We start from the raw sequence: 23,095 nt of genomic DNA, 5'->3' as shown, positions 1-23,095 counted from the left end.
CCCCTAGGGTTGGCGTTCCACTTCGGCTTTCATGCGCTCAAGGGTTTGATGCATTTGATCAAACATACTTTGGGGCGACATCCCAAACTGGCTCAGTTGAGTTTCCAGTTGTTTGATGGTCATCTGCGCCATAAAGTCATCGGACAACTCAAACCGCTTCATAAAAATACGGTAGCGGTCCATGAGTTCTTCCATTTTCTCGATATAAATTTTTTTACCTTCACGGTCAAATTTGCCGTACTCGGAGCCAAGCTGCATCAACTGCTGGTAGTCCTGAAACAGACGTTGTGCTTCCTGTTGAACAATTTCTGAATCAAAGAATCCCATACGACCCTGCCTGATACAGCAACAACCACAATGGCAACGCTTGACCCTTTGGTTTGTTATCTAGTTGCATTCTATCAAAGGCACTTTAGGCGGGCGTGAGAGGGAAAACCGATCCTTTGCTCAAAGCTTGTGCCCAGGCGATCGCCGCCAAAAAACTCTGTGGGTCTGCTACCCCTGTACCCGCGATGTCAAAGGCCGTACCGTGATCTGGGGACGTGCGAATAAAAGGCAAGCCAATTGTCGTATTTACTGCCTCCCGAAAGGCGAGCATCTTCACCGGAATCAATCCCTGATCATGGTAAAGAGCAAGGTAGGCATCGTAGGCGGGGGCTGGGGCAGGACGTCCCCACCACGCATCGGCAGCCCCAATCCAGAGGGTATCGGGGGGCACAGGGCCAATCAGTTCAACTTCGGGATACTGCTGCTGGGCTGCTGCAAGCCATGGAATCAGCCAAGTCACTTCCTCTTGGCCTAGGTGTCCCTGCTCACCGCTGTGGGGATTCAATCCAGCAATGGCAATGCGAGGCCGCTCTAGATGTCGCCGCTCCCTCAGAAACTGGATAAGAAGCGCGAGCTTTTCATTGAGGCGTTCGGGGGTCAGTGCCCTAGGCACCGCTTGCAATGGGATGTGGGTAGTCGCGAGTAAAGTAGTCAGCACCCAGTGAGTCACAGGCGATCGCCCCAGGAACAACATGCCCACATGGGCAGTTCCTGTGAAGTGAGCCAGCACTTCAGTTTGACCGGGAAAGGTATAACCGACCGCTTGCCAGCTGGCCTTAGAAATCGGTGCCGTCACAATTCCTGCCACCTCGCCGGCGATCGCCCGCTGAAGGGCAGTTTTGAGATAGGCAAAGCTAGCAGCCCCACTGGCAACACTGGGACGCCCCGGCACAATCACCTCGTCGAGGGGATGCTCCCATATCTGAAGCTGAGCAGGATCAATGGCCACCTGTCCCTGTTGACATAGGCGAGCATAGGTTTCCTCTAATACTTGGCCTGTACCCGCAATAAAAAACTGCCCTAACATTTCTGAGGGCAGGTGAGCTAGGGCTTTCAGGAGAATTTCTGGGCCAATACCCGCTGGATCCCCAAGGGTGAGGGCAAGGGACATCCTAGGCTTCTTGAAGAATCGGTGCAGCCGAATCGTCTTCGGTGGCTTCGGGAATGTCTTCCATCCCTTCCTCAGGGGTCTCTCCTGCGGCCTGCTGCTGTTGTTGCAGGAGCTGCTGCCGATAGCGCTCTGCCATCTCTTCAGCTTTTTCATAGACCAACTGGGGATTTTTCACCATATCACCGGGTTCTGGCTCCAGTTGCTTCGTGGAAAGGGAAATCCGACCCCGCTCAGCATCAAGGTCAATAATCATCACCTTGACCTGATCATTGACATTGAAAACACTGTGGGGGGTATCAATGTGATCGTGGGAAATCTCAGAAATGTGCAGCAGACCACTGACACCACCAATGTCAATGAAGGCACCGTAGGGCTTAATCCCACGCACCGTTCCAACCACCACTTCGCCCACCTCCAGTTTGTTCATCTTGCGCTCGACAAGGGCACGGCGGTGGCTGAGTACGAGGCGGTTGCGCTCTTCATCGACCTCCAAAAACTTCAGGGGGAGTTCTTCACCCACCAACTCCTCTTTGTTGACACGAGTGCTGATGTGGGAACCGGGAATAAAGCCCCGCAGCCCTTCAATGCGGACAAGGGCACCCCCACGATTGGTGGCAAAGACCTGGGAGCGAACAGTGGCATCTTCGGCTTGGAGTTGGCGAACGCGCTCCCAAGCCCGCATGTACTCAATGCGGCGAATTGAGAGGGTAAGCTGCCCCTCTTCGTTTTCATCCGCCAGGATAAAGAACTCGCGGGTTTCGTTGGGTTGCAGTACCTCTTCCGGACTCTCAATCCGGTTGATAGACATTTCTTGAATGGGGATATAGGCGGCGGTTTTCGCACCGATGTCAATCAGGGCACCCTTTGGTTCGATGCTAAAGACGGTGCCAGCAACAATGTCGCCGGGATTGAAGTGGTAATCGTACCGGTCCAGTAAGGCTGCAAAATCAGCATGCGTAAAGCCCACGTCTAACGTTTTTTTCTGATTGACCATGCGAGTGTTTTCCTAGCTCCTTTAACGAAAGTGGCGGTGTATAGTGAGTTGTCAAGCGGGCAGAAGTGGGTGCCATACGCAATCATACCAGCGATCGCTCGAACACTTTCTGACTGGATCTACAATCTTAGCCTAGAGTTTGCCCGTTGGCTAGCGGAATCGATAAAATTTTGGTCATTGATGAAGATAAATGTTAATTTTTGTGTATTACTGAGGAGTGGGCATGGCGCGACTAAACCGCCGACAGGTCAAGCAATTTTGGCAGGAGTTCCGCGAATTTGCCCTGAAGGGGAATGTTATTGATCTGGCGATCGCTGTCGTGGTGGGCGGTGCCTTTAGCCGCATGGTCACTTCCGTTGTGGAAGACTTGATCATGCCCTTGGTCAATCCTCTGATTCCTGGGGGTGACTGGCGCGAACTCACGCTCGGGTCAGGGCTTAGAATTGGCAAGTTTTTGGGCAGCTTACTTGACTTTGGGGTGATTGCCCTGAGCCTGTTTATTCTCCTGAAGCTGATTTTGCCCTTGCTACCCAAGAAAACCCCTGCACCCGAACAACGGGAGTGTCCCTACTGCTTAGAGTCTGTGCCCCTCAAGGCTAGTCGCTGTCGTGCTTGCACGTCTGAACTGCCACCGCTTTAGGAGTCCTGGCAATGCAACGGTGGCAACGCTGGTTCTCTGGTCTATTGGTGGGGCTATGGTTGAGCATCCTAACCAGTTGCGGAACAGCACCGCCTCCCCAAGGCACCCAGATTGAGTTCTGGACAATGCAACTGCAGCCAAAATTTACTGATTACTTCAATCGCCTGATTGCGGAATTTGAAGCCCAACATCCCGCTGTCCACGTGCGCTGGGTGGATATTCCTTGGACGGCAATGCAGACCAAAATTCTCATGGCGGTGTTGGCAGGCACTGCTCCCGATGTAGTGAACCTCAATCCCGACTTTGCAGCGTTGTTGGCAGGACGCAATGCTTGGCTAAATCTCAATGACTATGTAGCCCCCGCCGTCCGTGAGCGTTATCTACCGAATATCTGGCAGGCTACGACGTTAGAGGGCAAGAGCTTTGCTGTGCCGTGGTACCTCACCTCACGGGTAACGATTTATAACAAGGCGATTCTTGCCGCCGCTGGGGTCGATCGCCCCCCCCAAACCTTTGCAGAACTGGCCAGGGTGGCTAAAGCTGTGAAGGAAAAAACAGGTAAATATGCCTTCTTTATCACGATGGTGCCCGAGGACTCTGCCGAACTGATGCAGGCCATGGTGCAGATGGGGGTGAAGTTAGTAGATGATCAAGGCCGTGCTGCCTTTAATTCCCCCGCGGGCAAAGCTGTTTTCCAGTATTGGCTGGATCTCTATCGTCAGGGACTCTTGCCGCCGCAGGTGCTCACTGAAGGCCATCGCCAAGGCATTGAACTGTATCAATCGGGACAAACAGCTCTATTGATGACCAGTCCGGAATTTTTGAACGCGATCGCCACCAATGCCCCCGGTATTGCAGCCGTTTCAGCCCCCGCTCCCCAGTTGACGGGCGAGACTGGCAAAAAAAATGTTGCTGTGATGAATTTACTGGTGCCCCGCCAGAGTCGCCATCCTGAACTGGCTGTAGAATTTGCCCTCTTTGTCACCAATGATGAAAACCAACTTGCCTTTGCTAAGGAAGCAAATGTCCTGCCTTCTACACAAGCAGCCTTAGCGGATCCCTACTTTCGTACCATTGGCGAAAAGGCCACTCCTGTAGACATTGCCCGATCCGTCAGCGCTGCTCAAATGAGCCAAGCAGAGGTTCTCATTCCCCCGCTGCGGGATATTAAAGAACTACAACGACTCCTCTACGAGAATTTGCAGGCAGTTCTCTTAGGACAAAAGACAATTGATCAGGCACTCGAGGATGCAGAAACCGCATGGAATAGCCGTTGAGGATAAATGTTCCCACGTATCAAATCTCTACCTGTATGCCAAGCTCCACCACCTGTTCAGATGGCAGGCGGAAGTAGGTCATGGCATCCTCAGCATTGCGGTATAGCCAAGCAAATACAACCTTTTGCCAGTGGGTCATGCCGGGGGAATGGGTTGGGATGATGGTCCGACGGCCTAAGAAAAAACTCATGGGCTGGCCCTTGAGGGGGAGATTGAGGGCATGTTGGCAAGTTTCAAGGGCAAGTAGCAGATCCGGGCGATCGCGAAACCCCGAGGTAAGGATGATTTCATAAATACCAACATCGGTGACCCTATAGGCCAATTGTTCTGCCAAGGGCACATGGGGTATATTCGCAGTTGCTAAATGAATAAAGATCGTCTGCTGATGCAACACATGGTTGTGCTGAAGGTTTTGAATAAAGCTGAGTGGAATCGTGCGGGGAACGGGTGAGAAGAAAACAGCAATCCCCGGCACACGTGCAACCCCTTGACTGAGCAGCTCCTTGAGGGAAAAGCGAGCATTCGCTTGCAGGAGTTGCTGACGCAGCAGAACCTGCCCTTGTCGCCACGTTCCTAAGAGCATATAGACAACCCCGCCGAAAGCGAGGGGATACCAGCCACCGTGGGGAATTTTGAGAGCGTTGCCGATGAGGAAAGCAATTTCAATCACTAAAATACTGACCCAAACAAGGCCAATTTGCACAATAGACCACCGCCATAGGTGCCGCGCCACCAGAATCAAGCAGAGGGTTGTAACCACCATGGTTAAGTTAACCGCCAAACCATAGGCACCTGCAAGTTCCGATGACTTTCTAAAGGTCATGACCAACAGCAGAACCGTAACCAGTAGCAACCAGTTGATTACAGGAATATAAATCTGACCACGGTGATGATCATCCGTAACATCAATGCGCAGGCGAGGCAGATAGCCTAACTTGATGGCCGCCGCCGTCATTGAAAAAGCGCCTGAAATCACTGCTTGAGACGCAATGACGGTGGCCAATGTACTGAGGATGACTAGGGGCAATACGCTCCACTCAGGTACAAGTTGGAAAAAGAGATTATGGGTCGCTGTTGGATGCTTGAGAATAAAAGCACCCTGCCCCAGATAATTCAAGGCAAGGGCGGGAAAGACCAGACCATACCACGCCAAGCGAATGGGCTGGATGCCAAAGTGTCCCATATCGGCATACATGGCCTCGGCACCCGTCAGTGCCAAAATCACCACTCCCAAGAGGAAAAACACTTGGGCAGGATGGCCGTAAAACAGTTGTACTCCCCACCAAGGATTGAGGGCATTCAGAATCGTGGGCTGCTCGAAGATGTGGATTGCCCCAAGGATGCCTAGGGTCATAAACCAGAGGAACATGATAGGGCCAAAGACCTGCCCCACTTGGGTGGTACCCCGATGTTGAAACCAAAACAACCCCACTAAAATCACCACCGTTAGCGGAACTGTCCAAGCCCCAAGCTGAGGACTGAGTACCTCTAACCCTTCAACCGCAGAGAGGACACTAATTGCAGGGGTAATCGTGCTATCTCCATAAAACATGGCCGCGCCCACCAGACCGAAAACGATTACCCAGCGCCGCCATTGGGAACTGAGGCGAATTCGCGAGAGGACAAGGGCCATCAGGGGAAAAATGCCACCTTCACCACCGTTGTCAGCACGCAGGGCAAAGGTTGCGTATTTCAGGGTTGGAATGAGGACAAGTGCCCAGAGGATCAAGGAGAGAATGCCGTAGATATTGGCAGGGGTAACTGCTAGGAGGTGGAGGGGATTAAAGGTTTCTTCAAAGGCATAGAGGGGACTTGTCCCTAGATCGCCATAGACGACGCCGAGGGCACCCAGAATAAGAAGCCTTGAGGGTTGGTGGTCAGCATTCGTTTTAGTCATGGCTGGATGGGGTGAGTTAGTGACTTAAGCTATCGAAGCGGATATTCGCTTGAGCCATGCGTTTAAGGGCTTCACCTAGGCGATCGCGATCGGCAATGAGACTGATCCGCACGTATCCTTCACCGCCTTCGCCAAAGGCATTGCCGGGGGTCACAACAATACCCGTTTCCTGAAGCAGCTTGAGGGCAAAATCTGTTGAACTCATGCCCAGGGGGACGGGCACCCAGAGATACATGGTTGCTTGGGTTGGGGTGAGTTGCCAGCCCAGTTCATTCAAGCCTTGAATCAGAAAATCCCGCCGCTGGCGATAGCGATCGCACACAGAGGCAATGTAGCTATCGGGCAGGCTCAGGGCCACCTCTGCAGCTTTCTGTAAAACTGAAAAAACCCCATAGTCCAAGTTGGTTTTCAGGGTACGCAAGCCCTGAATAATGTGGCGGTTGCCCACGACAAACCCAACCCGCCAGCCCGCCATGTTATAGGTTTTTGAGAGGGTATGGAACTCAACACCGATTTCCTTGGCACCGGGGATTTCAAGTAAGCTGGTGGGTTGATAGCCATCAAAGGCCAGTTCGGCGTAGCAAAGGTCATGTACTAAAAGGATTTGGTATTCCCGGGCAAAGGCAACCACTTCTTCAAAAAAAGAGCGGGGGGCGATCGCCGCCGTGGGGTTGCTGGGATAGTTGAAGTACAAAACCTTGGCTTGGCGGGCAATGTCACTGGGAATCTCACTCAGATCAATGAGCCAACCCTTTTCCCGTTTGAGAATGAGGGGATAAATGTTGGCACCGGCGATCGCCGGCCCCCGAAAATGGGCAGGATAGGCCGGGCTAGGAACGAGGACGACATCCCCTGGATTCACGTAGGCAAGGGCCAGGTGTGTCAGTCCCTCTTTTGATCCCAAAAGGGGTAAGGCCTCACCCTCGGGATCAAGGGAAACATTGTAGCGGCGCTGATACCAGCGAGTAATGGCCTGACGGAAAACCGCTGTGCCTTCAAAGGGGGGATAACCGTGGTAGCTGGGTTCCTCAAAGGCAGCAATAGCCGCTTCAATCACTGGCCGCGGTGCTGAGCCATCCGGATTACCCATGCCCAAGTCAATGAGGTCGAGTCCCTGCTGCCGAGCCTTTAACTTCAGTTCATCAAGCCGAGCAAAAACATAGGGCGGCAATGCCCCAAGGCGATCGGCCGGCTGAATCCACTCTAATCCCATCTAGCGGGCACTCCCATCCAAGACTTTGGCGCTGTAGCCGACCACGGTGGACACCATTGCTTCTAGCACTAGATCAGGCGTCACGGGAAACGGCAGATAGTGAATATCGGAATGGGGCGCACAGGCAACCGTAGCGGCGTGCTGGAGTTGCGCCAAGCTGGCCTCTCGGAAGCCCAAATCCTCTAAACTCAGGGGCAGACCCACCTGTTCATAAAACTGGCAAAGTTGATGGCGAGCACTTGTGGCCAGTTGACTGCCTTGGACAATCTCTTCCAAGCGTAGTTGGACAAGAATACCGTAGGCCACTTTTTCACCGTGGAGGGTGCCCTGACTTTGGGGCAGTTGGGTCAAACCGTTGTGGATCGCATGGGCTGCTACTGTGCGGCATTGGGCACCCCCCAATCCACCGATCATTCCTGCCATCAGGACACTGGCATCAACCAGATTTTCCCAAGCGGGACTGCCCAGATTGTTCAAGGCTTCGGCAGACCGCTGTAGGAGAATATCGCGCAATACACGAGCTTGCTGTACAGCAGCGACAATCAGGGTTTCTTGGCGGTGGCCACTACTGACCGAAGCCTCATACCACTTGGCAAGGGCATCACCAATGCCGGCAAGCAGGGTTCGCTTCGGAGCTGTTTGAATCAGGGCGTAGTCCAACAGTAGCAGATCTGGGCAACGGTGGAGTGCCACATCATAGGCAAAAGCACCGGCCTCTGTATAAACATTGGAAAGGGCTGTCCAAGCGGCGCAGGTGGCTGCCGACGTGGGGATGGTCACCACGGGCAAGTGAAGTTGGTGCCCCAAGAGCTTAGCGGTATCCAGCGCTTTGCCACCGCCAATGCCGATGATCAGATCGCTGCCTTGGGCCTCTTGGCGGAGTTGGGCAAGGGTAGACTCGCTGCACTCACCATGGAATGTTCCTACGGTGAAAGTAAGATCATGGGAGTGGGCGATCGCCTGCCACTCCTGCTCAAGCTGCTGATACCGCTGCGGTGAAACCACTAAAAGGGGATGATGCCCCAATTGCGCAATGGCTTCCCCTGCTTGGGAGAAAATTGACCAACCGCGATAGATGTGGGTAGGCGCGATGCAAAGGGATGAAAAAGCAGCAGTCACAGGCTGTACAAAGAAACTGCAGGAATTTCTCGCAGCATAGAGCGGTTTTCGCTCTTGCCATAGAGATTTTCCACTATCTTAACTACTTTTCTGCTGACTTTCCGTTTGCACGTACAAAATAATCAAAAACACGCTTGGCACCAGTACAAACAGGGCAGTTGCAATCAAGCCGAGTTGGTTGACTTCCATGGTATCTGTCCCACAACACTGAATTTTATTTTATCAATGCTGTGTGCCCCTTGGGACATTGCCCTCAGCCAAGGTGGTGATCACGGATTCGGCAATTTTTTGGGCGGTTACGGGAGCCAGTAAAATACCGTTGCGGTAATGACCAGTGGCGAGCCAAGTGCGGTCATCCATTTTTTCGATGATTGGTGCCGGGCGATCGCTCGGACGCGGTCGCACTCCCTGCCACTGTTGTGTTAAAGGAGCTGTTTGCAAAACTGGCCAAAGCTCGCTGGCTCGTCCATGGAGTTGATCAAGGGTTTGTGGATTCCCAACTAAAGTGTTGAACTCCACAGTGGCACCTACCCACACTCGCCCCCAAGGCAAAGGGACAAAATGAATCCCTTCAGCGGTCATCACTGGTGTGTTCGCATCAATCTGACAGGCAAACTCTAGGGCTTGTCCTAAAACCGGTTCCAGAGTAACAGGGCGATCCAGGGCTTCGGTGAGGGGCGTTGTCCCCAGACCCGCCGCCAAGATGAGGTATTCAGTCTCCAGCGAAGTTTGATCCAATTCCAGAATCCACCCCCGCGATGGTTGGAGATGTCGGACCGGGGTTTGATAGAAGAACTTTACCCCCCGTTGACGCGCGGCTTGGCGCAGGGCTTGAGTCAAGGGTTTAGGGGTAACTTGGCGATCGCCCGTTGCCCAAAGGGCCCCGTGAATATGGTGAAGATCAAGAAGGGGACATTGATCTTGAACTTCGGCGGGAGAAAGCCACTGCACACCCTGGGGCGTCTGTTCCTGCAACCATGCTTGGGCGGCCATCGCCGCCGCTTCTGTGGTACAAATTTCAACAATGCCTTGGCGCTGGTAGGGAATCTTGATCCCAGTTTGCGCCTCCAGTTCTGGAATCAGGGTTTCGTAGCGTGCTAAACTGGCCTGGCGCAGCTGAAAGTTGCGTCCGCGCCGCCGCCGACTGAGATGGACGATGAGAACCCCTAGGGCGGCACCTGTTGCTTGCCAATCTTCCTCCCCTTGCGCTTCAAGGACCAGAATCGGGGTTTCCGCTGAATCAAGAACACAACTCAGTTCGTAGGCGATCGCCGCGCCCACCACCCCGGCGCCCACAATCGTCACCGTTGCATTTGCTGGCAGTGCCGTCACAGTGTTGCAATTGTATTCACTAATTCCCAGTTTTCATTTTCGGCGATGGCGCGACTCACACGGTCAAACCATTCAAAGCAGTGATTATTTTTCTTGAGGGTCAGTTCCTTGTTCTTGAGCACCAGATCAAACTTAGTGAGATCCTTTTGGGGCGTGGTTTTATCAATCAGGACTTCAACTGTAACCAGTTGGGACATTGAAATAGTATCGAGCGTTCTCTCCCGTGCCACCACGTAATCGTCCCCTACATGGGTCACTGTCAAATCGCAGGCCTCTAGGGTTTGCACCAGCTCTTCCTTTAGCCGTGCCCGAGGGAGTGCAATGGTAACAACACGCGCATATCGAGCCATAACCGCCAAGTGGTAAACTAATAATCTGCGAATAATGGTTCTGGTGTACTCACGGCACAAATGGGGTGCTGTGACTGCTGGTGTGCCTAGGAAATCACAGGAAATTAAGCATCAGCCCCATTGTATGCGTTCCTTGCATCGTGCCGGCAGCATGCCGCGATTATATCAAACCTTTTCTTGACATTGCTGGATTCATGCATTCTGCTACCCATCCCTATGCGGGTTTATTTATTGTCCTAGAGGGGGGAGAGGGCGCCGGCAAAACCACTCAAATGGGGGCGATCGCCACGTGGTTAGAGGAAAGTGGCTGGCTGGCAAAACTACGATCCTCCCATGTTGATCCACCCTTACTCCTCACCCGTGAACCGGGAGGGACCCCCCTGGGCCAAGGTCTACGGCAATTGCTGCTCCATAGTGATTTAGAGATTGACCCCCTAGCGGAGCTGCTCCTCTATGCCGCCGATCGCGCCCAACATGTAGCCACTGGCATTCGTCCGCAACTGCAACGGGGGGGCATTGTCCTGTGCGATCGCTATACGGCTTCTACCGTTGCCTACCAGGGCTATGGGCGAGGGCTGGACTTGCAGATCATTGAGCACATCAACCAGATTGCTACGGGGGGTCTAGGAGCGGATTTAGTTCTCTGGTTAGATCTTCCCGTCGGTGTTGGTCTTGCCCGTACCCAACAGCGGGGCATAGCGGATCGCCTCGAGCAGAATGCGGTGGTCTTTCATGAGCGGGTTCGTCAGGGATTTATGGCCTTAGCTCAGCAAGGGAGCGATCGCTGGCAGCGGATTGATGCCGACCAACCCCTAGATCAGGTGAGTAAAGCTATTCAAGATTGCCTAGCAGCACATCTGCACCGCTGGTTTGAGACCTTGAAGAAGCGCCTGACTGGGGGCGATCGGGCCTTGCCATAGCTCTAGTCCTTCCTGAAAAATTTGCTCAATGGGCAGCATCTGGCCCCTGGTGGTCATAAAGCGGTGATCCGGTGTTGCACAAATGGTCGAGCCATCCTCCAGTTGATACTCATACACGGGACGGAAGCCCTGAAAATGCCACTGGGCAATGGGCTGCGTATAAAGATGACCTTGGGCATCAAGACTATACACATGACAGGTCAACCGCTCCTGCACCAAGCGCCGAATGGGAACCGCACCATATTCCACGGTCATCACCGCGGTCTCACCACTCAGACAGTATTCAGCGAAATCCAGCATCTGCTTAAAAAGTTCTTGGGCTATGGCACTGGGCACACCATTTTTAGCTGCTCCCTCGATGAAGAGGGCTTCATGTTTTTCCATTTCCTCTTTTTTCTTTTTGCCCATCGCGCGGCGGAGGAGATCCGCTTGACCCAGGGAATAGCCCGCCAAGTCCTGTGCCATCCGCATAATCTGCTCCTGATAACACAGGACGCCGTAGGTTTCGCTTAAAATCGGCTTCAAAAGCTCATGTTGATATTGAATTGGTTCCCGCCCATGCTTGCGGTTAATGAATTTCGGGATCAGCCCAGCATCCAAAGGTCCCGGTCGATAGAGCGCCAGCACCGAGGAAATGTCCTCCAGATTCGAGGGCTTCAATTCACGGACAATTTGGCGCATCCCCGAGGATTCCAGTTGAAAAATTCCCTCCAGTTTACCTTCCGCTAACAGTTGATAGGTTTTGGCATCATCGAGGGGTAAAGCATCAAGGTCAATTCGCTGACCATGGTTTTTCTCGATCAGTTCTTGGGTTTTCTGGATCATGGTCAGATTTTTCAGACCCAGAAAGTCCATCTTCAGAAGGCCGAGGGATTCTAAATCCTCCATGAAGTACTGGGTAATCACTGCGCCATCGTTGTTGCGCTGCAGCGGCACCAGTTGATCCAAGGGTTCTGAGGCAATGACGACGCCAGCAGCATGGACACCATAGGTTTTGTTGGTGCCCTCAATGCGCATGGCCATATCAATCCAGCGGCGCACGAGCGGATCACTGTCGTACTTTTCCTTAAACTCCGGCGAGGGGGTTTCCTCGGAGATCATGACTGCCAATTTGACCGGTTTGCCCCGCACCACGGGAATCAGTTTCGCCATTTGATCCGCTTGGCTATAGGGAATATCCAGCACCCGTGCCACATCCTTGAGCACCGCCTTGGAGGTCATGCGGTTGAAGGTGATGATCTGGGCGACGCGATCGCTGCCGTATTTTTGGGTCACGTACTGGATGACTTCCTCGCGGCGGTCAATACAAAAGTCCGTATCAATGTCGGGCATGGACTTGCGCTCAGGATTCAAAAAGCGCTCAAAGAGCAAGCCATGGTGAACCGGATCAATGTTGGTAATGCGCAGGGCATAGGCCACAAGGGAACCCGCTGCCGATCCCCGGCCTGGACCCACGGGGATGTTGTGGTCGCGGGCATATTTGATGTAGTCCCAAACGACTAGGAAATAGTTGGAGAACCCCATCTGCTGGAGCATTTTGAGTTCGTATTCCAAACGCTGCCGATAGGTGGCCTCCAACTGTTGGCGATTGCTGAGGTGAAATCGCTCCAACAGTCCTTGCCATGCCACTTGCTCTAGGTAGGTATCTGCTGTATGGCCAGGCGGCACCGGAAACTCTGGACTTTGGGGCTCACGAAAGATGTTATAGGCTTCAATCTTGGCGGCTACTGCGAGGGTATTCGCCAAGGCCTCTTGAATGACCTCATCGGGCAAATGATCCCGAAACAGCCGAGCCATTTCAGCGGCGGATTTCAGGTACTCCGTACCGCTGTAGCGCATCCGCTTCTCATCACTGAGCAGCTTGTTGGTTTGGATACAAAGCAGGGCATCGTGGGCTTCAACGTCATGACAGGAAATAAAGTGGGAGTCATTGGTGGCAATAACTTTGATCCCCAACTCACGGCCAATGCGCACCAGTTCAACGTTCACCACCCGATCCTCTTGACTGCCGTGGTCTTGGATCTCAAGGTAAAAATCCTCACCAAAGGTCGCTTGATACCAAGCAGCAACACTGCGGGCCAACTCTGGCTTGCCCTGCAAAATGGCTTGGGGAATCTCACCGCCGAGGCAAGCACTGGTGACAATTAGCCCCTCACGGTATTGAGCCAACAGTTCTTTGTTGATGCAGGGGCGGGCAAAAATTCCCTTGCCCTGAAAGCCCTGAAGGTGAGAGATGGTGGTGAGTTTGCAGAGGTTATGGTAGCCCTGTTTATTTTTGGCCAGCACCACTTGGTGAAAGCGGGGTTTGCGCTCCTGCTTGGTGATGTCGCCATTGATGACATACATTTCATTGCCGATAATAGGCTTGATGGGCTTACCACGGCAGAGCTTTAGCAGTTCAATGGCACCATACATTACCCCGTGGTCCGTGAGGGCGATCGCGGGCATCCCCAATTCCATTGCCCGTGCCACTAGGTCGGGAAGCTGGCTGGCACCATCAAGAAGACTGTAATCACTGTGAATATGCAGACCGACAAAGGACATGGGCAACGGCTATCAACTTAGGAAAAAGCAAGAGACTAGGACAACTCAGGCAAGCTGTTGAGATAGGCCTTGAAATCCGCTTCAGCCTCGCGGAAGCTCTCTTGAGCTAGGGTGATACTATCGAGATCTGCCCCCTGATCAATTTTCAGGAAGTCATCGGTCAAGGCACGGGTCAAGGCCGTGGGGGTGGGTTGATCCTTTGCCAAAAGGTTGCGGTTGAGGGCTCGCATATCCATCAACATTTCACCGAGAGGGCCGCGCATAATGTTGCGGGCTTCCTGCCAATCACCTTTGGCTATGCTGACCTCTAAGTCAGCAAAGCGTTCGGCATTTTTCTCAATGTCGCTCAGGTAGTCTTGAATGCGAGTAATTTGCAACTCACTATAGGTGGGTGGGGGTGGGGTTGTGGCACTGGGGCCGCCACAGCCGACTAAAATAATAGCAACAATGCTTAATAGGATTGAAATTAGGGACTTTCGATTTAGACGCAGCATAGAACCTCAGCAGTCATATCGTGTCTTAAAAAACACGGTTCTATTCTGCCATGATCCCGTCGCGATCGCCCGCGCTGCAGCGAAGCTGTTTGCTCCCTTAGGGTATCTCTGTAGGGCAATCCCTGACACTGAGGGGATGTCCCCACACCACTGTTGCCTGATCGTAGATCACCATCCCCGGATTAGCGCCCTTCGGTTTTTGCACATACTTGCGGCGGGTATAGACGACGGGCACTTGGGCACTGGCTCGCGCTTGACTATGGTAGGCCGCCAAATCCGCCACGTATTGAATATCTTTGTCACTGGGCACCTCCCCCGCTTCAAGGCGGAGAATGACATGGCTGCCGGGAATCTCTTGGGTGTGAAACCACCAATCGTAGGGACTGGCAACGCGAAAGGTGAGATCGTCATTCTGACGGTTGTTGCGCCCCACAAGAACCGTGAAGCCACTCGGTGTCGTATAGCGTAGGTAGGGACTAGGGGTGGTTGGCGGACGATAGTAATCGGGGGCTATCAGGTATCCCTGTTGAATCAGTTCAGCCCGAATCTCCTCAAGGACATCTAAGGATGTGGCCGTAGCCAGGGTGGCCGCCACCTGATCCAAATAGGCAAGTTCCCCTTCAGCAGCCGTGAGGAGTGGGGTAATGTGCTGCTGGGCACGTTTCAGTTTTTGGTGTTGCCTGTATAACTCCTGAGCCGTTTGGATGGCGCTTTTTTCTGGGGAGAGGGCAATGGCGAGGGGTTCTTGGGTGGTAAAGTCCGTCACAATCAGTTCGGTCATGCCGGGTTGCCACAGGTGGGCATGGGCCATGAGTAAATCTGCGAGGTACCGTTGGCGATCGCCAACGGCGGCAGCGGCTAATTGTTCTCGAAAGCCCTCAATTTTGGCGATGAGTTTTTGCCGTTGTGCCTGTAGGCTCTGGTGCAACTGTTGCTGAAGTTGCTGTGTTTGCTGCTGCTGGAGTTGGTCTTGGTAATAGGTGGCCAGAATCTCGTGAATGCTAATGGTTGAGGGGGTCTGCACTCCAAGAGGGGGAATGACGCGATAGCCCGTTGCTGTGAATTGAGGCACAAAATGCCCCCTCTCTAAACACTCCAGCCAGTGCTGCCAATGGTCAAACAGCCGCCGCCACTCTTCAGCGCTTAGATCCGTAGTGCGATGCTCTGGGGGCAAAGCGGCATCGGCAAGTAGTTGCTGTACCAACGCAGGACTCAAGCCCCGATAGGCCTTCAGGAGTTGCTGCCGCAGCAGTCCGGGGATCACACTCACCTGTTGTTGCCATTGCTCAAAGGGAATCTCGCTACTGGGCAGCGCTGCTGTCAGGGGGGGTGGGGGCACATAGGGCTGACCGGTGAGAATGGGCCGCAAGCGGGACTGCTGGGGGCTGACTTGGTGGGCGGCGGTAACAATTTCCCCTTCAGCGTTTACCAGTATCACGTTGCTGTACTTGCCCATGATCTCGGCATAGAGACGCCACTGCGTTGCTTCCTGCAGGCGGGGCGCAAATTCCAAAACCACAACGCGCTCCCAAGGGTTGACTAGACCAACCCGCACAAGGGCAAGGCGATTGAGTTGGGCATGAAGCTGCTGACTAAAGGTAAAGGTGTCTGGCTGGCGGGGGGGCGGTGGTTCAAAGGCAATGCGTGCCGCTTGGGGATGCCAACTGAGGGTCAGCCAACCCTGTTTTTTCAGCGTGCGTAGAGCCAAGGCAATCGTGTGGCGATCGCGCTGGTAAACCGTTTCGAGCCGTGCTGGTAGCCAATGTTGGAGATCGGCACAAACAGCACGCAGAGTAGTCAAATCAACGGGTTGCACCGTCCAAACTCCGCAGGATTTTTTGAGGGAATCGGCATCAAGCTATACTAGTCTAGCCACTCTCTGGCCTTTTGCCACCCTGTGCTTGCTATGGCACTTTCCCGTCAATATCTACCCCCCTTACCCCTGGCTCAGCCTTGGCGACGGGCGATCGCCACCAGCATTGACTTTATCCTGATCTGGCTGACGAGCGTTGTCGGTATCACACCAGCAGCAGCGATTCAGTGGGGACAACTGTTTGTCTTTGCCATCGTTTGGTGGTTACTGCGGGTGGCAATGGTCAACCGCAATAAAGGTCAAAGCCCCGGCCATTGGTTGATGAATGCGCGACTGTTGGATCAGCGGCAGCGAACACCGGATCTGCTCTCCCTCAGCAAGCGAGAACTGGTGATTGGCATCGGGGCACTGCTGACATTGGTGGGCTTGGAATCCTATGGTCCGAGTATGGCCCTCCTTATTTTGGCCCTGCCCCTAGCCGTTGACTGCAGTCTGGCGTGGATTGATGAAGAACACCGCACGCTCCACGATCGCCTAGGCGGCACAAAGGTGTATCGCTGTCGGCGGGGCTTTGCCCTCGATCGCAAGCTGATTGAATTGGTCAGCAAAATCCGCAAAGATCTGCCATAATTAGAGATCGGCTCACTGGATAGATAGGCAAGACCATGGCTAAAGCAAAAGGCGCCAGAATCATTATCACCCTAGAGTGCACAGAGTGCCGCACTAATCCGGCACAGCGATCGCCCGGTGTCTCTCGCTACACCACCACCAAAAATCGTCGCACCACCACAGGGCGGTTAGAACTGAAGAAATTTTGCCGCTACTGCAACAAACACACCGTTCACAAAGAAATCAAGTAATTAGAGGACAGCTATGGCATTTTATCGGCGACGCATTTCCCCCATTCCCCCCGGCCAACCCATTGACTACAAAGACGTGGATTTACTGCGACGCTTTATCACTGAGCGGGGAAAAATCCTACCGCGGCGGGTGACCGGTCTCACCGCCAAGCAACAGCGGCAACTGGCAGTAGCTATTAAGCGGGCACGGATCATGGCCCTCTTGCCCTTCTTGAATCTTGAAGGCTAGGAACTCGCGATCGCCAATTGGTTTTAATGGGCTGTTGTGAAGGGGTAGGTTAAAGCTTACCCCTTTATAGATATCCCGATAAAGAATGGGACAGGATCCAGCATCCTCATCCCGAATTACTCCATGAAACTCATCTGTTTTTTTCCGCTGCTGCCCCTCTGGTCGAGGGCGTAATTAATCCTGGAAATTTCTACCCCACATTCTTGGGCATGGTTGACGAAAGGGTCATCGCGGTTTGCAGCAACCCCTACCGCTAAGGCTTCCCCATCAAGTTTCCAAGGACGAAGGGGATCACCTTGGGCACTCAGTTGTCTCGTTTTCGCCAGCGATGGAGGGTGGCGCGACTGACCTAAAAGATTATAAATGACCTCATTGATTTTGCCACCTTGCTTGACCTAGGAGACAACTCCTCACGTTCTTTAAGGATCTCCGGGACGCTTCAGGGCTAATCTATTTCTCTTTGCAATATATCCCTCCCTTGCAAAATAGCTATATTTTTGCTTGCTCTCCCTGGCTACCTGTGTAAACATGAGAATGGTTATCATTCATCTGTTTCCCTATGGCTATTCAAGCACACCTTAAACGCTGGGGGCTGCTGCTAATTCTGGGGGTATTTTTGGGCAGTTGTGCCCCCCAAGCCCAGTCGCCACAGGAGCAGGAGACCTCACAGACAGAAGCGCCATTGACGATTGTGACGACTTTTTTACCCATCACTGCCTTTACAAAAGCGGTTGCGGGCGATCGCGCCACTGTCGAGCAACTGTTGCCCCCTAATGTTGATGCCCACGACTTCCAAGCCCGTCCTGAGGATGTGCGGCTTTTGGGGACGGCAAGGGTCTTGGTCAAAAACGGTCTTGGGTTGGAAACGTTCCTCGACCCCTTAATCAAGAATGCCGCCAATACAGACCTTAAAGTCATTGATACCAGTGCTGGAGTAACCCCAATTGCCAACACAAAGGGTAATCCCGACCACGCCCATGATCACGACGACCATAGCCACAGTCATAGCCATGGTGAATTCAATCCCCACATTTGGCTGGATCCCCAGCGTGCTGTCCAGCAGGTAAAAAATATTCGTGATGGCCTGATTGCCGTCGATCCTGAAGGGGCTGCCATCTATGAAAAGAATAGTGCTGCCTTTATTCAAAAGTTAGAAGCACTCGATGCCCTGGCACGGGAAAAGCTCACTCCCTTTGCCGGCAAAACATTTGTGGTCTATCACGATGTGGCCCCCTATTTTGCCGAGAGGTATAACCTGAAAGCGATCTATCTCGTCGGTATTCCCGCCGTTAACCCCTCACCAGCGGACGTGCAACGGGTGATGCAGGCGGTGCGGCAAAGTGACCTGAAAACGCTCTTGACTGAACCGGGGCAAGAACAGGGCTTTGAAAGTTTAGCGCAGGATTCGGGGGCAAAAGTGAGTGTGTTTGATCCCCTAGAGCGTGCCCCTTCTGCAGCGGATCTCACCCCTGCCTATTTCCTGGGCAAGATGGAGCAGAACATTCTCAACCTTGCTGAAGCGTTTGGGGCGCAACGGCAAGCCCATCGTTCCCCTTATTCCTTGGCGGTTTTGGAATTGGCGTGGATACCCCTGTGAAGGAATACCTACTGGAGGTGGAAAACCTCTCCGTGCGGCGGGGCGATCGCTGGGTGGTGGAAAATGTCTCCTTTACCCTCGCAGCCAATACGAATATGGCCATTGTTGGTCCCAATGGGGCGGGCAAAAGTAGCCTGATTCAAGCCATCTTGGGAATTATTCCCTACCAGCAGGGACGGGTGACGCTCCTAGGATATGGCATGGCCTATCGCCGCACACTCCCCTATGTCCGCCAACAAGTGGCTTATTTGCCACAAAACTTCCAGTGCGATCCACGCATTCCGATCACAGTGGCTGAATTTGTGGGTTTGGGCTGGGGGCAACCGACATGGCAGTGGCCTTGGCAGTACCGACAGCAGCGCGATCGCGCCATCTTTGAGAGTCTCCAACGCCTGAACTTAGAGCATCTTGCGGCGCAACCCATGAGTTCCCTTTCCGGGGGCGAAACAAAACGCGCCCTTTTGGCCTATTGCTTGGTGCAGCCCCGTCGTCTCCTGATTTTGGATGAAGCTCCCGCTGGCTTAGATCGCCGAGGTGAGCAACAGTTTTACGACCTCCTGGAGACCCTCAAGGTGAGTGAGGGCTGGGGGATTTTACAAATTTCCCATCACTTGGAGCGGGTAAGAGCAACCTGCGATCAGGTGCTGTATCTGGATCGCTCTGTCCAAGGACTAGGAACCCCCGAATGGGTGCTGCAACAATTTGCGGCCTAAAGGGCTGATTCCCTCCTAAATTGAGCAAAGAAATCAAGCAGAATCCGTTGGTGGATGGCTCCTAAGGGGCGATCTTCCCCGAGGGTTTGGGCATAGTGAACTCCAGCCACCACAGAGGCGTAGGGTACCAAGTCCATCCCCTGTCCTTCATTGAGGACTAAGGCGCCCAATTCGCAGGTTAAAGGGCCTGTGAAAATATAGCGATGTACTTGGGGATCGCCGTACTCGCCAAAAAAGGTGAAGTGGGGTGGGCAGTAGCCAATCTCCTCATAGACTTCCCGCTGAACCCCCTCGAGCGGTGCTTCTTCAGGTTCAAGGTGACCGCCAAAAAGTCCCCAGTGGCCAGCATACAGGATGTGGGGATCATCATCTCGCAGCTGCATAAGAACGCGATCGCCTTGGTAGAGAATGGCAAGGGCCACGGGAACCATCGTAGGTGCTGGCATTGTCTTGCAGAATGTGTCCTTAGGGTTAGGTTACCCTAGAAACAGGAATCTTAAAGTAAAATGAAAAGCATAGCCCTTGAGAAATATGGCAGGCTGCTATTGCGACGGTAATCAAAAGGCAATCAAGGGTGAACTAGACATCAAGCTAGGCGTTTAGAGGGTATTGCCGTTCCATCCGAGCGAAATGAAAGCTACTCATACCTATAGCAAATTTTAGATTGTTACATCTTTTTCATAAGATTTGACAAATTGGTATACGGTGGCACATTCTTAAGATTGTCTTAATATTTTTCTTGGGGTTGCGCTATTCATTTACTCGTTTTCTGGAGTTAATTGTCCTATGTTTTATCGCTTAGCCGAACAACACCGCCAGTTTATTCGCGACTTGGTGCTGAACCTGCAAGCCCTAGCGATCGCCCTAGAAAATCGAGGCTACATGGCCTCCTGCTACACCTGTGGCGGTGAACTCAACAGTGCCTCCTTTATGGTCAGCTTGGCCGACAACCACCTGATTCGCTTTTTGGTTTCTGATTATGGAATTACTTGGACTGAAATGCGGGACGACCGCGAACTGATGAAACTAGAAGGGGCAGAGGCCATCAACCAACTGCAGGAACTGGCCAATCTCCTCAAGGAAGTCCGTGTCCCCACTGCGATTTAACCCTGTCGGGGCTACCCTTGCCTCTTTGTCGGTGCTAGCTTAAAAGTAGTTGGATTTCCCTTCTGCTTTGATCCTCACCCTCAATGACTGAAGTTTCCCTGAGTTGGCAACACCAGTACCTCAGCGTTAACCAAGTGCGCCTGCACTACGTCACCCAAGGCAGCGGTGATCTAGTGATTTTGTTGCACGGCTTTCCAGAGTTTTGGTACTCTTGGCGATTTCAAATTCCCGTCCTGGCTCGTCATTTCAAGGTCGTAGTGCCAGATCTGCGGGGCTACAATGACTCCGAGAAGCCTGCCCATGGCTATGATCTCGATACCCTCAGCCAAGATGTTACGGCGCTCATTCAAGAGCTGGGCTATGAACGAGCACACATTGTCGGCCATGATTGCGGTGGCCTGATAGCTTGGCATGTGGCGGCCCGCTTTCCGCAGAGGGTGCAGCATTTAGCGGTCTTGAATACCCCGCACCTCTACCCTGTGGGACTGGAACTCTGGCAGCAGGTGGAGCATTTTTGGCGCAACTGGCCGCTATTGGCCTGCCACATCCCCGGCTTAGCGGAATACTGGCTAGGGCACAATCTGCGGAGTTTTTTGCAGGATTTCTTTCAGCGCTACTCCATCCGCAAGGCGGCCTTTTCAGCAGAAACTGTGCAACTCTATCAGGCGGCTCTCGAAAAAGCGGGAGCGATCGCTGCTGTCCTCAAAAGTTATCGCCATCTTTTTTCACCCCAACAGTGGTGGCACCTACTGCAACAGCACAGGGAAGCCATTACCAGCCCCACCCTGATCCTCTGGGGCGCCGATGATCCCCTCGCCCAGCCCTGCCTTGCCAATGGTATTGAAGCGTTGATCCATGCACCGTGGCGGCTGAAATACCTGCCTGACTGTGGCCACTGGGCACAACAGGAAGTGCCAGGGCTCGTCAATCGCGAACTCCTTGCCTTTTTGCGTGCATAAAAAATCCCCCTACCCATTAGGCAGAGGGAAAGGTATTGAATTAGGTATTTAATCAGGCATTTACTGAGCCAATCAACTTCCTTAGGCGAGCCACTCCAGCACCGCTTCTTCCTTGGTATTGGTGCGGCGTTCGGGGGTTTCGCGAGTGAACTTCATGTGAATAGCGCGGTTTTGTTCCCCATCTGCCGCCACTGCCAAGATCGGGAAGTCGATGAGGCCATCTTGGAAGGACATTTGGAAGCGGAACGTGCCATCGGGATTGAGTTTGATGGGGCGCCCACCAATGGTGACGGTGGCATCTGGCTCCGTAGCCCCATAGACAATGAGTTCAGCATCCGCCACCAACCAGAATTTGCGCGGACGAATGGGAGCCGCCGAAGCTGAGAAGCCAACGCCCGACATTGTCAGACCCGAAACCGTCGGCACCGCCCATAGCCCAACTCCAGAGGGGAAGACATAGGAACTGATGGCCATTTCTGGCAACTGGGAGATGGCGCCAGGGACTTGGTGCATAGAACCAAAGAGGGAACCCGCCACCCGCTGCGCTTCTGCCCCTTCGGCCATGGCAAAGATGCCTTCATAAATGGGATTGGGTTCGGCCGTGCTTGCCAAGGGTGCCCCCAGATCAAAGAGGGTTTTGCCCCGCAGATCCATATCCCAATCCACGGTAATGAATTGATCCCAAACCCAATCTGAGGGGTAGGCGGGGGGAATATGAATGGGGGCAGAACGAGCTAGAACTAACCAGCGGCCATCGGCACAGCGATAACCAATTTCCACTACATAGTCGCGATCGCTGACGGGGATGGGCAGATACCACTCCCGCGCCAACTCATCGCAGGGGTACTCCTGAACGCTGTGGGGAATTTGGCTATCGAGGTTGATATTCGTGGCATCGTAGAGGCGTAGAGCCAGTTGCTGCCCCCCTTGCCGCCGCAATTCTTCGCGGTGCTCGTTGGGCACATCCCAATAGGCGTAGGCCCACTGGGGATCACGGGGCATGAGGACAATGCGGCTTTCACCATAGCCACCCGGCAAATCCCCAAGGCCTTCATCCACTGAGGCCAAGAGAACATCATCTTGAGTAGGACCGAGGTCAAACTTTGCGGCTTCCACTTTTTCTTGGGACTCCAGACTAGAGGGGACAGGTTGGATAGAAATGGTGGTGGTCGATCCGTTGGCTTGCGCCTGTTTTTCACGGATGGCAGCGAGGAGCTGATCTTTGCGCATACGGCTATAGCGGGATACTTGCAGTTCACTGGCCACTCGCCGCAACTGCCGCAATGTCATTTCTTCTAAAGGGGGGCGATCTTTTGGCATGGGTGCCTCCTTTGCTGGGTTGATAGACGAAGCTATCCTTTGCCCTTGATCTTTGGCAAAAAACTCGTGGGGCGTCAAGGGAATTGCCGAACACCCCTAGGGATTTATACGCAGTTTATCCCTTTGTGGGGATCAAATGTTAGGGCTTCATAACAATTCTGCTGCATGGGGATCAAGGGAGTGGCTGCCATTCCCTCCCTAGGCCGCGTTCTCTAGGGGCTATAGTTAAAGATGTATGCCTGCAATCTCCCTAGGAGTTGCATCACGTAACCAAGATCA

Annotated in this window: 24 protein-coding genes; 10 read left to right on the top strand and 14 right to left on the bottom strand. The window is 53.3% G+C overall.

Translation table 11 applies throughout. The features are described 5' to 3' along the window. Positions 1-3 precede the first annotated feature (3 nt). The 3 genes from IGQ16_RS05575 to IGQ16_RS05565 all read right to left on the bottom strand — a co-directional run bounded on the left by IGQ16_RS05575 (position 4) and on the right by IGQ16_RS05565 (position 2,432). Positions 4-327, bottom strand: coding sequence for a DUF1825 family protein (locus IGQ16_RS05575; protein WP_297040883.1), 324 nt, complete (start codon positions 325-327; stop codon positions 4-6). 85 nt (positions 328-412) lie between these two features. Then, positions 413-1,438, bottom strand: a complete 1,026-nt coding sequence (gene pdxA / locus IGQ16_RS05570) for a 4-hydroxythreonine-4-phosphate dehydrogenase PdxA (protein WP_024125311.1) — start codon at positions 1,436-1,438, stop codon at positions 413-415. Position 1,439: 1 nt separating this feature from the next. Continuing rightward, a complete protein-coding gene (locus IGQ16_RS05565) occupies positions 1,440-2,432 on the bottom strand; it encodes a 30S ribosomal protein S1 (RefSeq protein ID WP_297040884.1) in 993 nt (330 codons plus the stop codon). 223 nt (positions 2,433-2,655) lie between these two features. Here IGQ16_RS05565 and mscL point away from each other — a divergent pair, with 223 nt between their 5' ends. Continuing rightward, positions 2,656-3,072: a large conductance mechanosensitive channel protein MscL gene (gene mscL, locus IGQ16_RS05560; RefSeq protein ID WP_297040885.1), complete on the top strand. Its 417-nt coding sequence runs from the start codon at positions 2,656-2,658 to the stop codon at positions 3,070-3,072. Positions 3,073-3,083: 11 nt separating this feature from the next. Beyond that, entirely contained in the window at positions 3,084-4,349 is a 1,266-nt protein-coding gene (locus tag IGQ16_RS05555; protein ID WP_024125314.1) for an ABC transporter substrate-binding protein, read from the top strand. 19 nt (positions 4,350-4,368) lie between these two features. Here the strand turns inward: IGQ16_RS05555 and IGQ16_RS05550 are convergent, their stop codons facing one another. From IGQ16_RS05550 to IGQ16_RS05525, 6 genes are all read right to left on the bottom strand, one after another. Continuing rightward, complete coding sequence (locus IGQ16_RS05550; protein WP_297041440.1) at positions 4,369-6,246, bottom strand: potassium transporter Kup; 1,878 nt, start codon at positions 6,244-6,246, stop codon at positions 4,369-4,371. Between the two features lie 16 nt (positions 6,247-6,262). Next, on the bottom strand, positions 6,263-7,459 hold the full coding sequence (locus IGQ16_RS05545) for an aspartate aminotransferase (protein WP_297060552.1): 1,197 nt from the start codon (positions 7,457-7,459) through the stop codon (positions 6,263-6,265). Next, complete coding sequence (locus IGQ16_RS05540) at positions 7,460-8,578, bottom strand: iron-containing alcohol dehydrogenase family protein (RefSeq protein WP_024125317.1); 1,119 nt, start codon at positions 8,576-8,578, stop codon at positions 7,460-7,462. It abuts the gene before it with no gap. A gap of 78 nt (positions 8,579-8,656) precedes the next feature. After that, the gene (gene psbM / locus IGQ16_RS05535; protein WP_011057887.1) at positions 8,657-8,767 is read right to left on the bottom strand and encodes a photosystem II reaction center protein PsbM; all 111 of its coding nucleotides are present in this window, start codon (positions 8,765-8,767) and stop codon (positions 8,657-8,659) included. A 33-nt stretch (positions 8,768-8,800) separates the two neighbouring features. Then, a complete protein-coding gene (locus IGQ16_RS05530; protein WP_297060550.1) occupies positions 8,801-9,910 on the bottom strand; it encodes an FAD-binding oxidoreductase in 1,110 nt (369 codons plus the stop codon). After that, positions 9,907-10,260: a hypothetical protein gene (locus IGQ16_RS05525; protein WP_297060548.1), complete on the bottom strand. Its 354-nt coding sequence runs from the start codon at positions 10,258-10,260 to the stop codon at positions 9,907-9,909. The genes IGQ16_RS05530 and IGQ16_RS05525 overlap by 4 nt, the downstream gene beginning before the upstream one ends. A gap of 194 nt (positions 10,261-10,454) precedes the next feature. Here IGQ16_RS05525 and tmk point away from each other — a divergent pair, with 194 nt between their 5' ends. Next, the gene (gene tmk / locus IGQ16_RS05520) at positions 10,455-11,180 is read left to right on the top strand and encodes a dTMP kinase (RefSeq protein WP_024125320.1); all 726 of its coding nucleotides are present in this window, start codon (positions 10,455-10,457) and stop codon (positions 11,178-11,180) included. On the opposite strand, the gene IGQ16_RS05515 is transcribed toward tmk, so the two are convergent. The 3 genes from IGQ16_RS05515 to IGQ16_RS05505 form a co-directional block, all read right to left on the bottom strand. Beyond that, complete coding sequence (locus IGQ16_RS05515; protein WP_297060546.1) at positions 11,106-13,724, bottom strand: DNA polymerase III subunit alpha; 2,619 nt, start codon at positions 13,722-13,724, stop codon at positions 11,106-11,108. The two genes, tmk and IGQ16_RS05515, sit on opposite strands and share 75 nt — an antisense overlap. Positions 13,725-13,759: 35 nt before the next feature. Further along, positions 13,760-14,218 carry a photosystem II protein PsbQ gene (gene psbQ / locus IGQ16_RS05510; RefSeq protein WP_297041450.1) on the bottom strand — a complete coding sequence of 153 codons (459 nt, stop codon included), beginning with the start codon at positions 14,216-14,218 and terminating at the stop codon, positions 13,760-13,762. Positions 14,219-14,315: 97 nt separating this feature from the next. Next, complete coding sequence (locus IGQ16_RS05505) at positions 14,316-16,034, bottom strand: NFACT RNA binding domain-containing protein (RefSeq protein WP_297060545.1); 1,719 nt, start codon at positions 16,032-16,034, stop codon at positions 14,316-14,318. 90 nt (positions 16,035-16,124) lie between these two features. Here IGQ16_RS05505 and IGQ16_RS05500 point away from each other — a divergent pair, with 90 nt between their 5' ends. The 5 genes from IGQ16_RS05500 (at position 16,125) to IGQ16_RS05480 (ending at position 19,430) form a co-directional block, all read left to right on the top strand. Beyond that, entirely contained in the window at positions 16,125-16,661 is a 537-nt protein-coding gene (locus IGQ16_RS05500; protein WP_297039295.1) for an RDD family protein, read from the top strand. 35 nt (positions 16,662-16,696) lie between these two features. Next, a complete protein-coding gene (rpmG, locus tag IGQ16_RS05495; protein WP_024125325.1) occupies positions 16,697-16,891 on the top strand; it encodes a 50S ribosomal protein L33 in 195 nt (64 codons plus the stop codon). A 13-nt stretch (positions 16,892-16,904) separates the two neighbouring features. Continuing rightward, entirely contained in the window at positions 16,905-17,120 is a 216-nt protein-coding gene (rpsR, locus tag IGQ16_RS05490; protein WP_011057896.1) for a 30S ribosomal protein S18, read from the top strand. A 559-nt stretch (positions 17,121-17,679) separates the two neighbouring features. Further along, positions 17,680-18,717: a metal ABC transporter substrate-binding protein gene (locus IGQ16_RS05485; RefSeq protein WP_297060543.1), complete on the top strand. Its 1,038-nt coding sequence runs from the start codon at positions 17,680-17,682 to the stop codon at positions 18,715-18,717. Next, positions 18,702-19,430 carry a metal ABC transporter ATP-binding protein gene (locus IGQ16_RS05480; protein WP_051372828.1) on the top strand — a complete coding sequence of 243 codons (729 nt, stop codon included), beginning with the start codon at positions 18,702-18,704 and terminating at the stop codon, positions 19,428-19,430. The genes IGQ16_RS05485 and IGQ16_RS05480 overlap by 16 nt, the downstream gene beginning before the upstream one ends. Here the strand turns inward: IGQ16_RS05480 and IGQ16_RS05475 are convergent. Continuing rightward, positions 19,427-19,861 (bottom strand): NUDIX hydrolase, encoded by a 435-nt coding sequence (locus IGQ16_RS05475; RefSeq protein ID WP_297060542.1) that lies wholly within the window; start codon positions 19,859-19,861, stop codon positions 19,427-19,429. The genes IGQ16_RS05480 and IGQ16_RS05475 overlap by 4 nt on opposite strands. 355 nt (positions 19,862-20,216) lie before the next feature. Here IGQ16_RS05475 and IGQ16_RS05470 point away from each other — a divergent pair, with 355 nt between their 5' ends. Both IGQ16_RS05470 and IGQ16_RS05465 read left to right on the top strand, forming a co-directional pair. After that, positions 20,217-20,537, top strand: coding sequence for a DUF1815 family protein (locus tag IGQ16_RS05470; protein ID WP_024125329.1), 321 nt, complete (start codon positions 20,217-20,219; stop codon positions 20,535-20,537). Positions 20,538-20,620: 83 nt separating this feature from the next. Next, positions 20,621-21,496: an alpha/beta hydrolase gene (locus IGQ16_RS05465; protein ID WP_024125330.1), complete on the top strand. Its 876-nt coding sequence runs from the start codon at positions 20,621-20,623 to the stop codon at positions 21,494-21,496. An 81-nt stretch (positions 21,497-21,577) separates the two neighbouring features. On the opposite strand, the gene IGQ16_RS05460 is transcribed toward IGQ16_RS05465, so the two are convergent. Continuing rightward, the gene (locus IGQ16_RS05460; protein WP_297060540.1) at positions 21,578-22,816 is read right to left on the bottom strand and encodes a DUF4912 domain-containing protein; all 1,239 of its coding nucleotides are present in this window, start codon (positions 22,814-22,816) and stop codon (positions 21,578-21,580) included. Between the last annotated feature and the right edge of the window lie 279 nt (positions 22,817-23,095).

Origin of the sequence: Thermosynechococcus sp. M3746_W2019_013 (genome assembly GCF_015296045.1) — a bacterium.
Classification (GTDB): Bacteria; Cyanobacteriota; Cyanobacteriia; order Thermosynechococcales; family Thermosynechococcaceae; genus Thermosynechococcus.
This window is presented reverse-complemented; position numbering and strand designations above follow the sequence as displayed.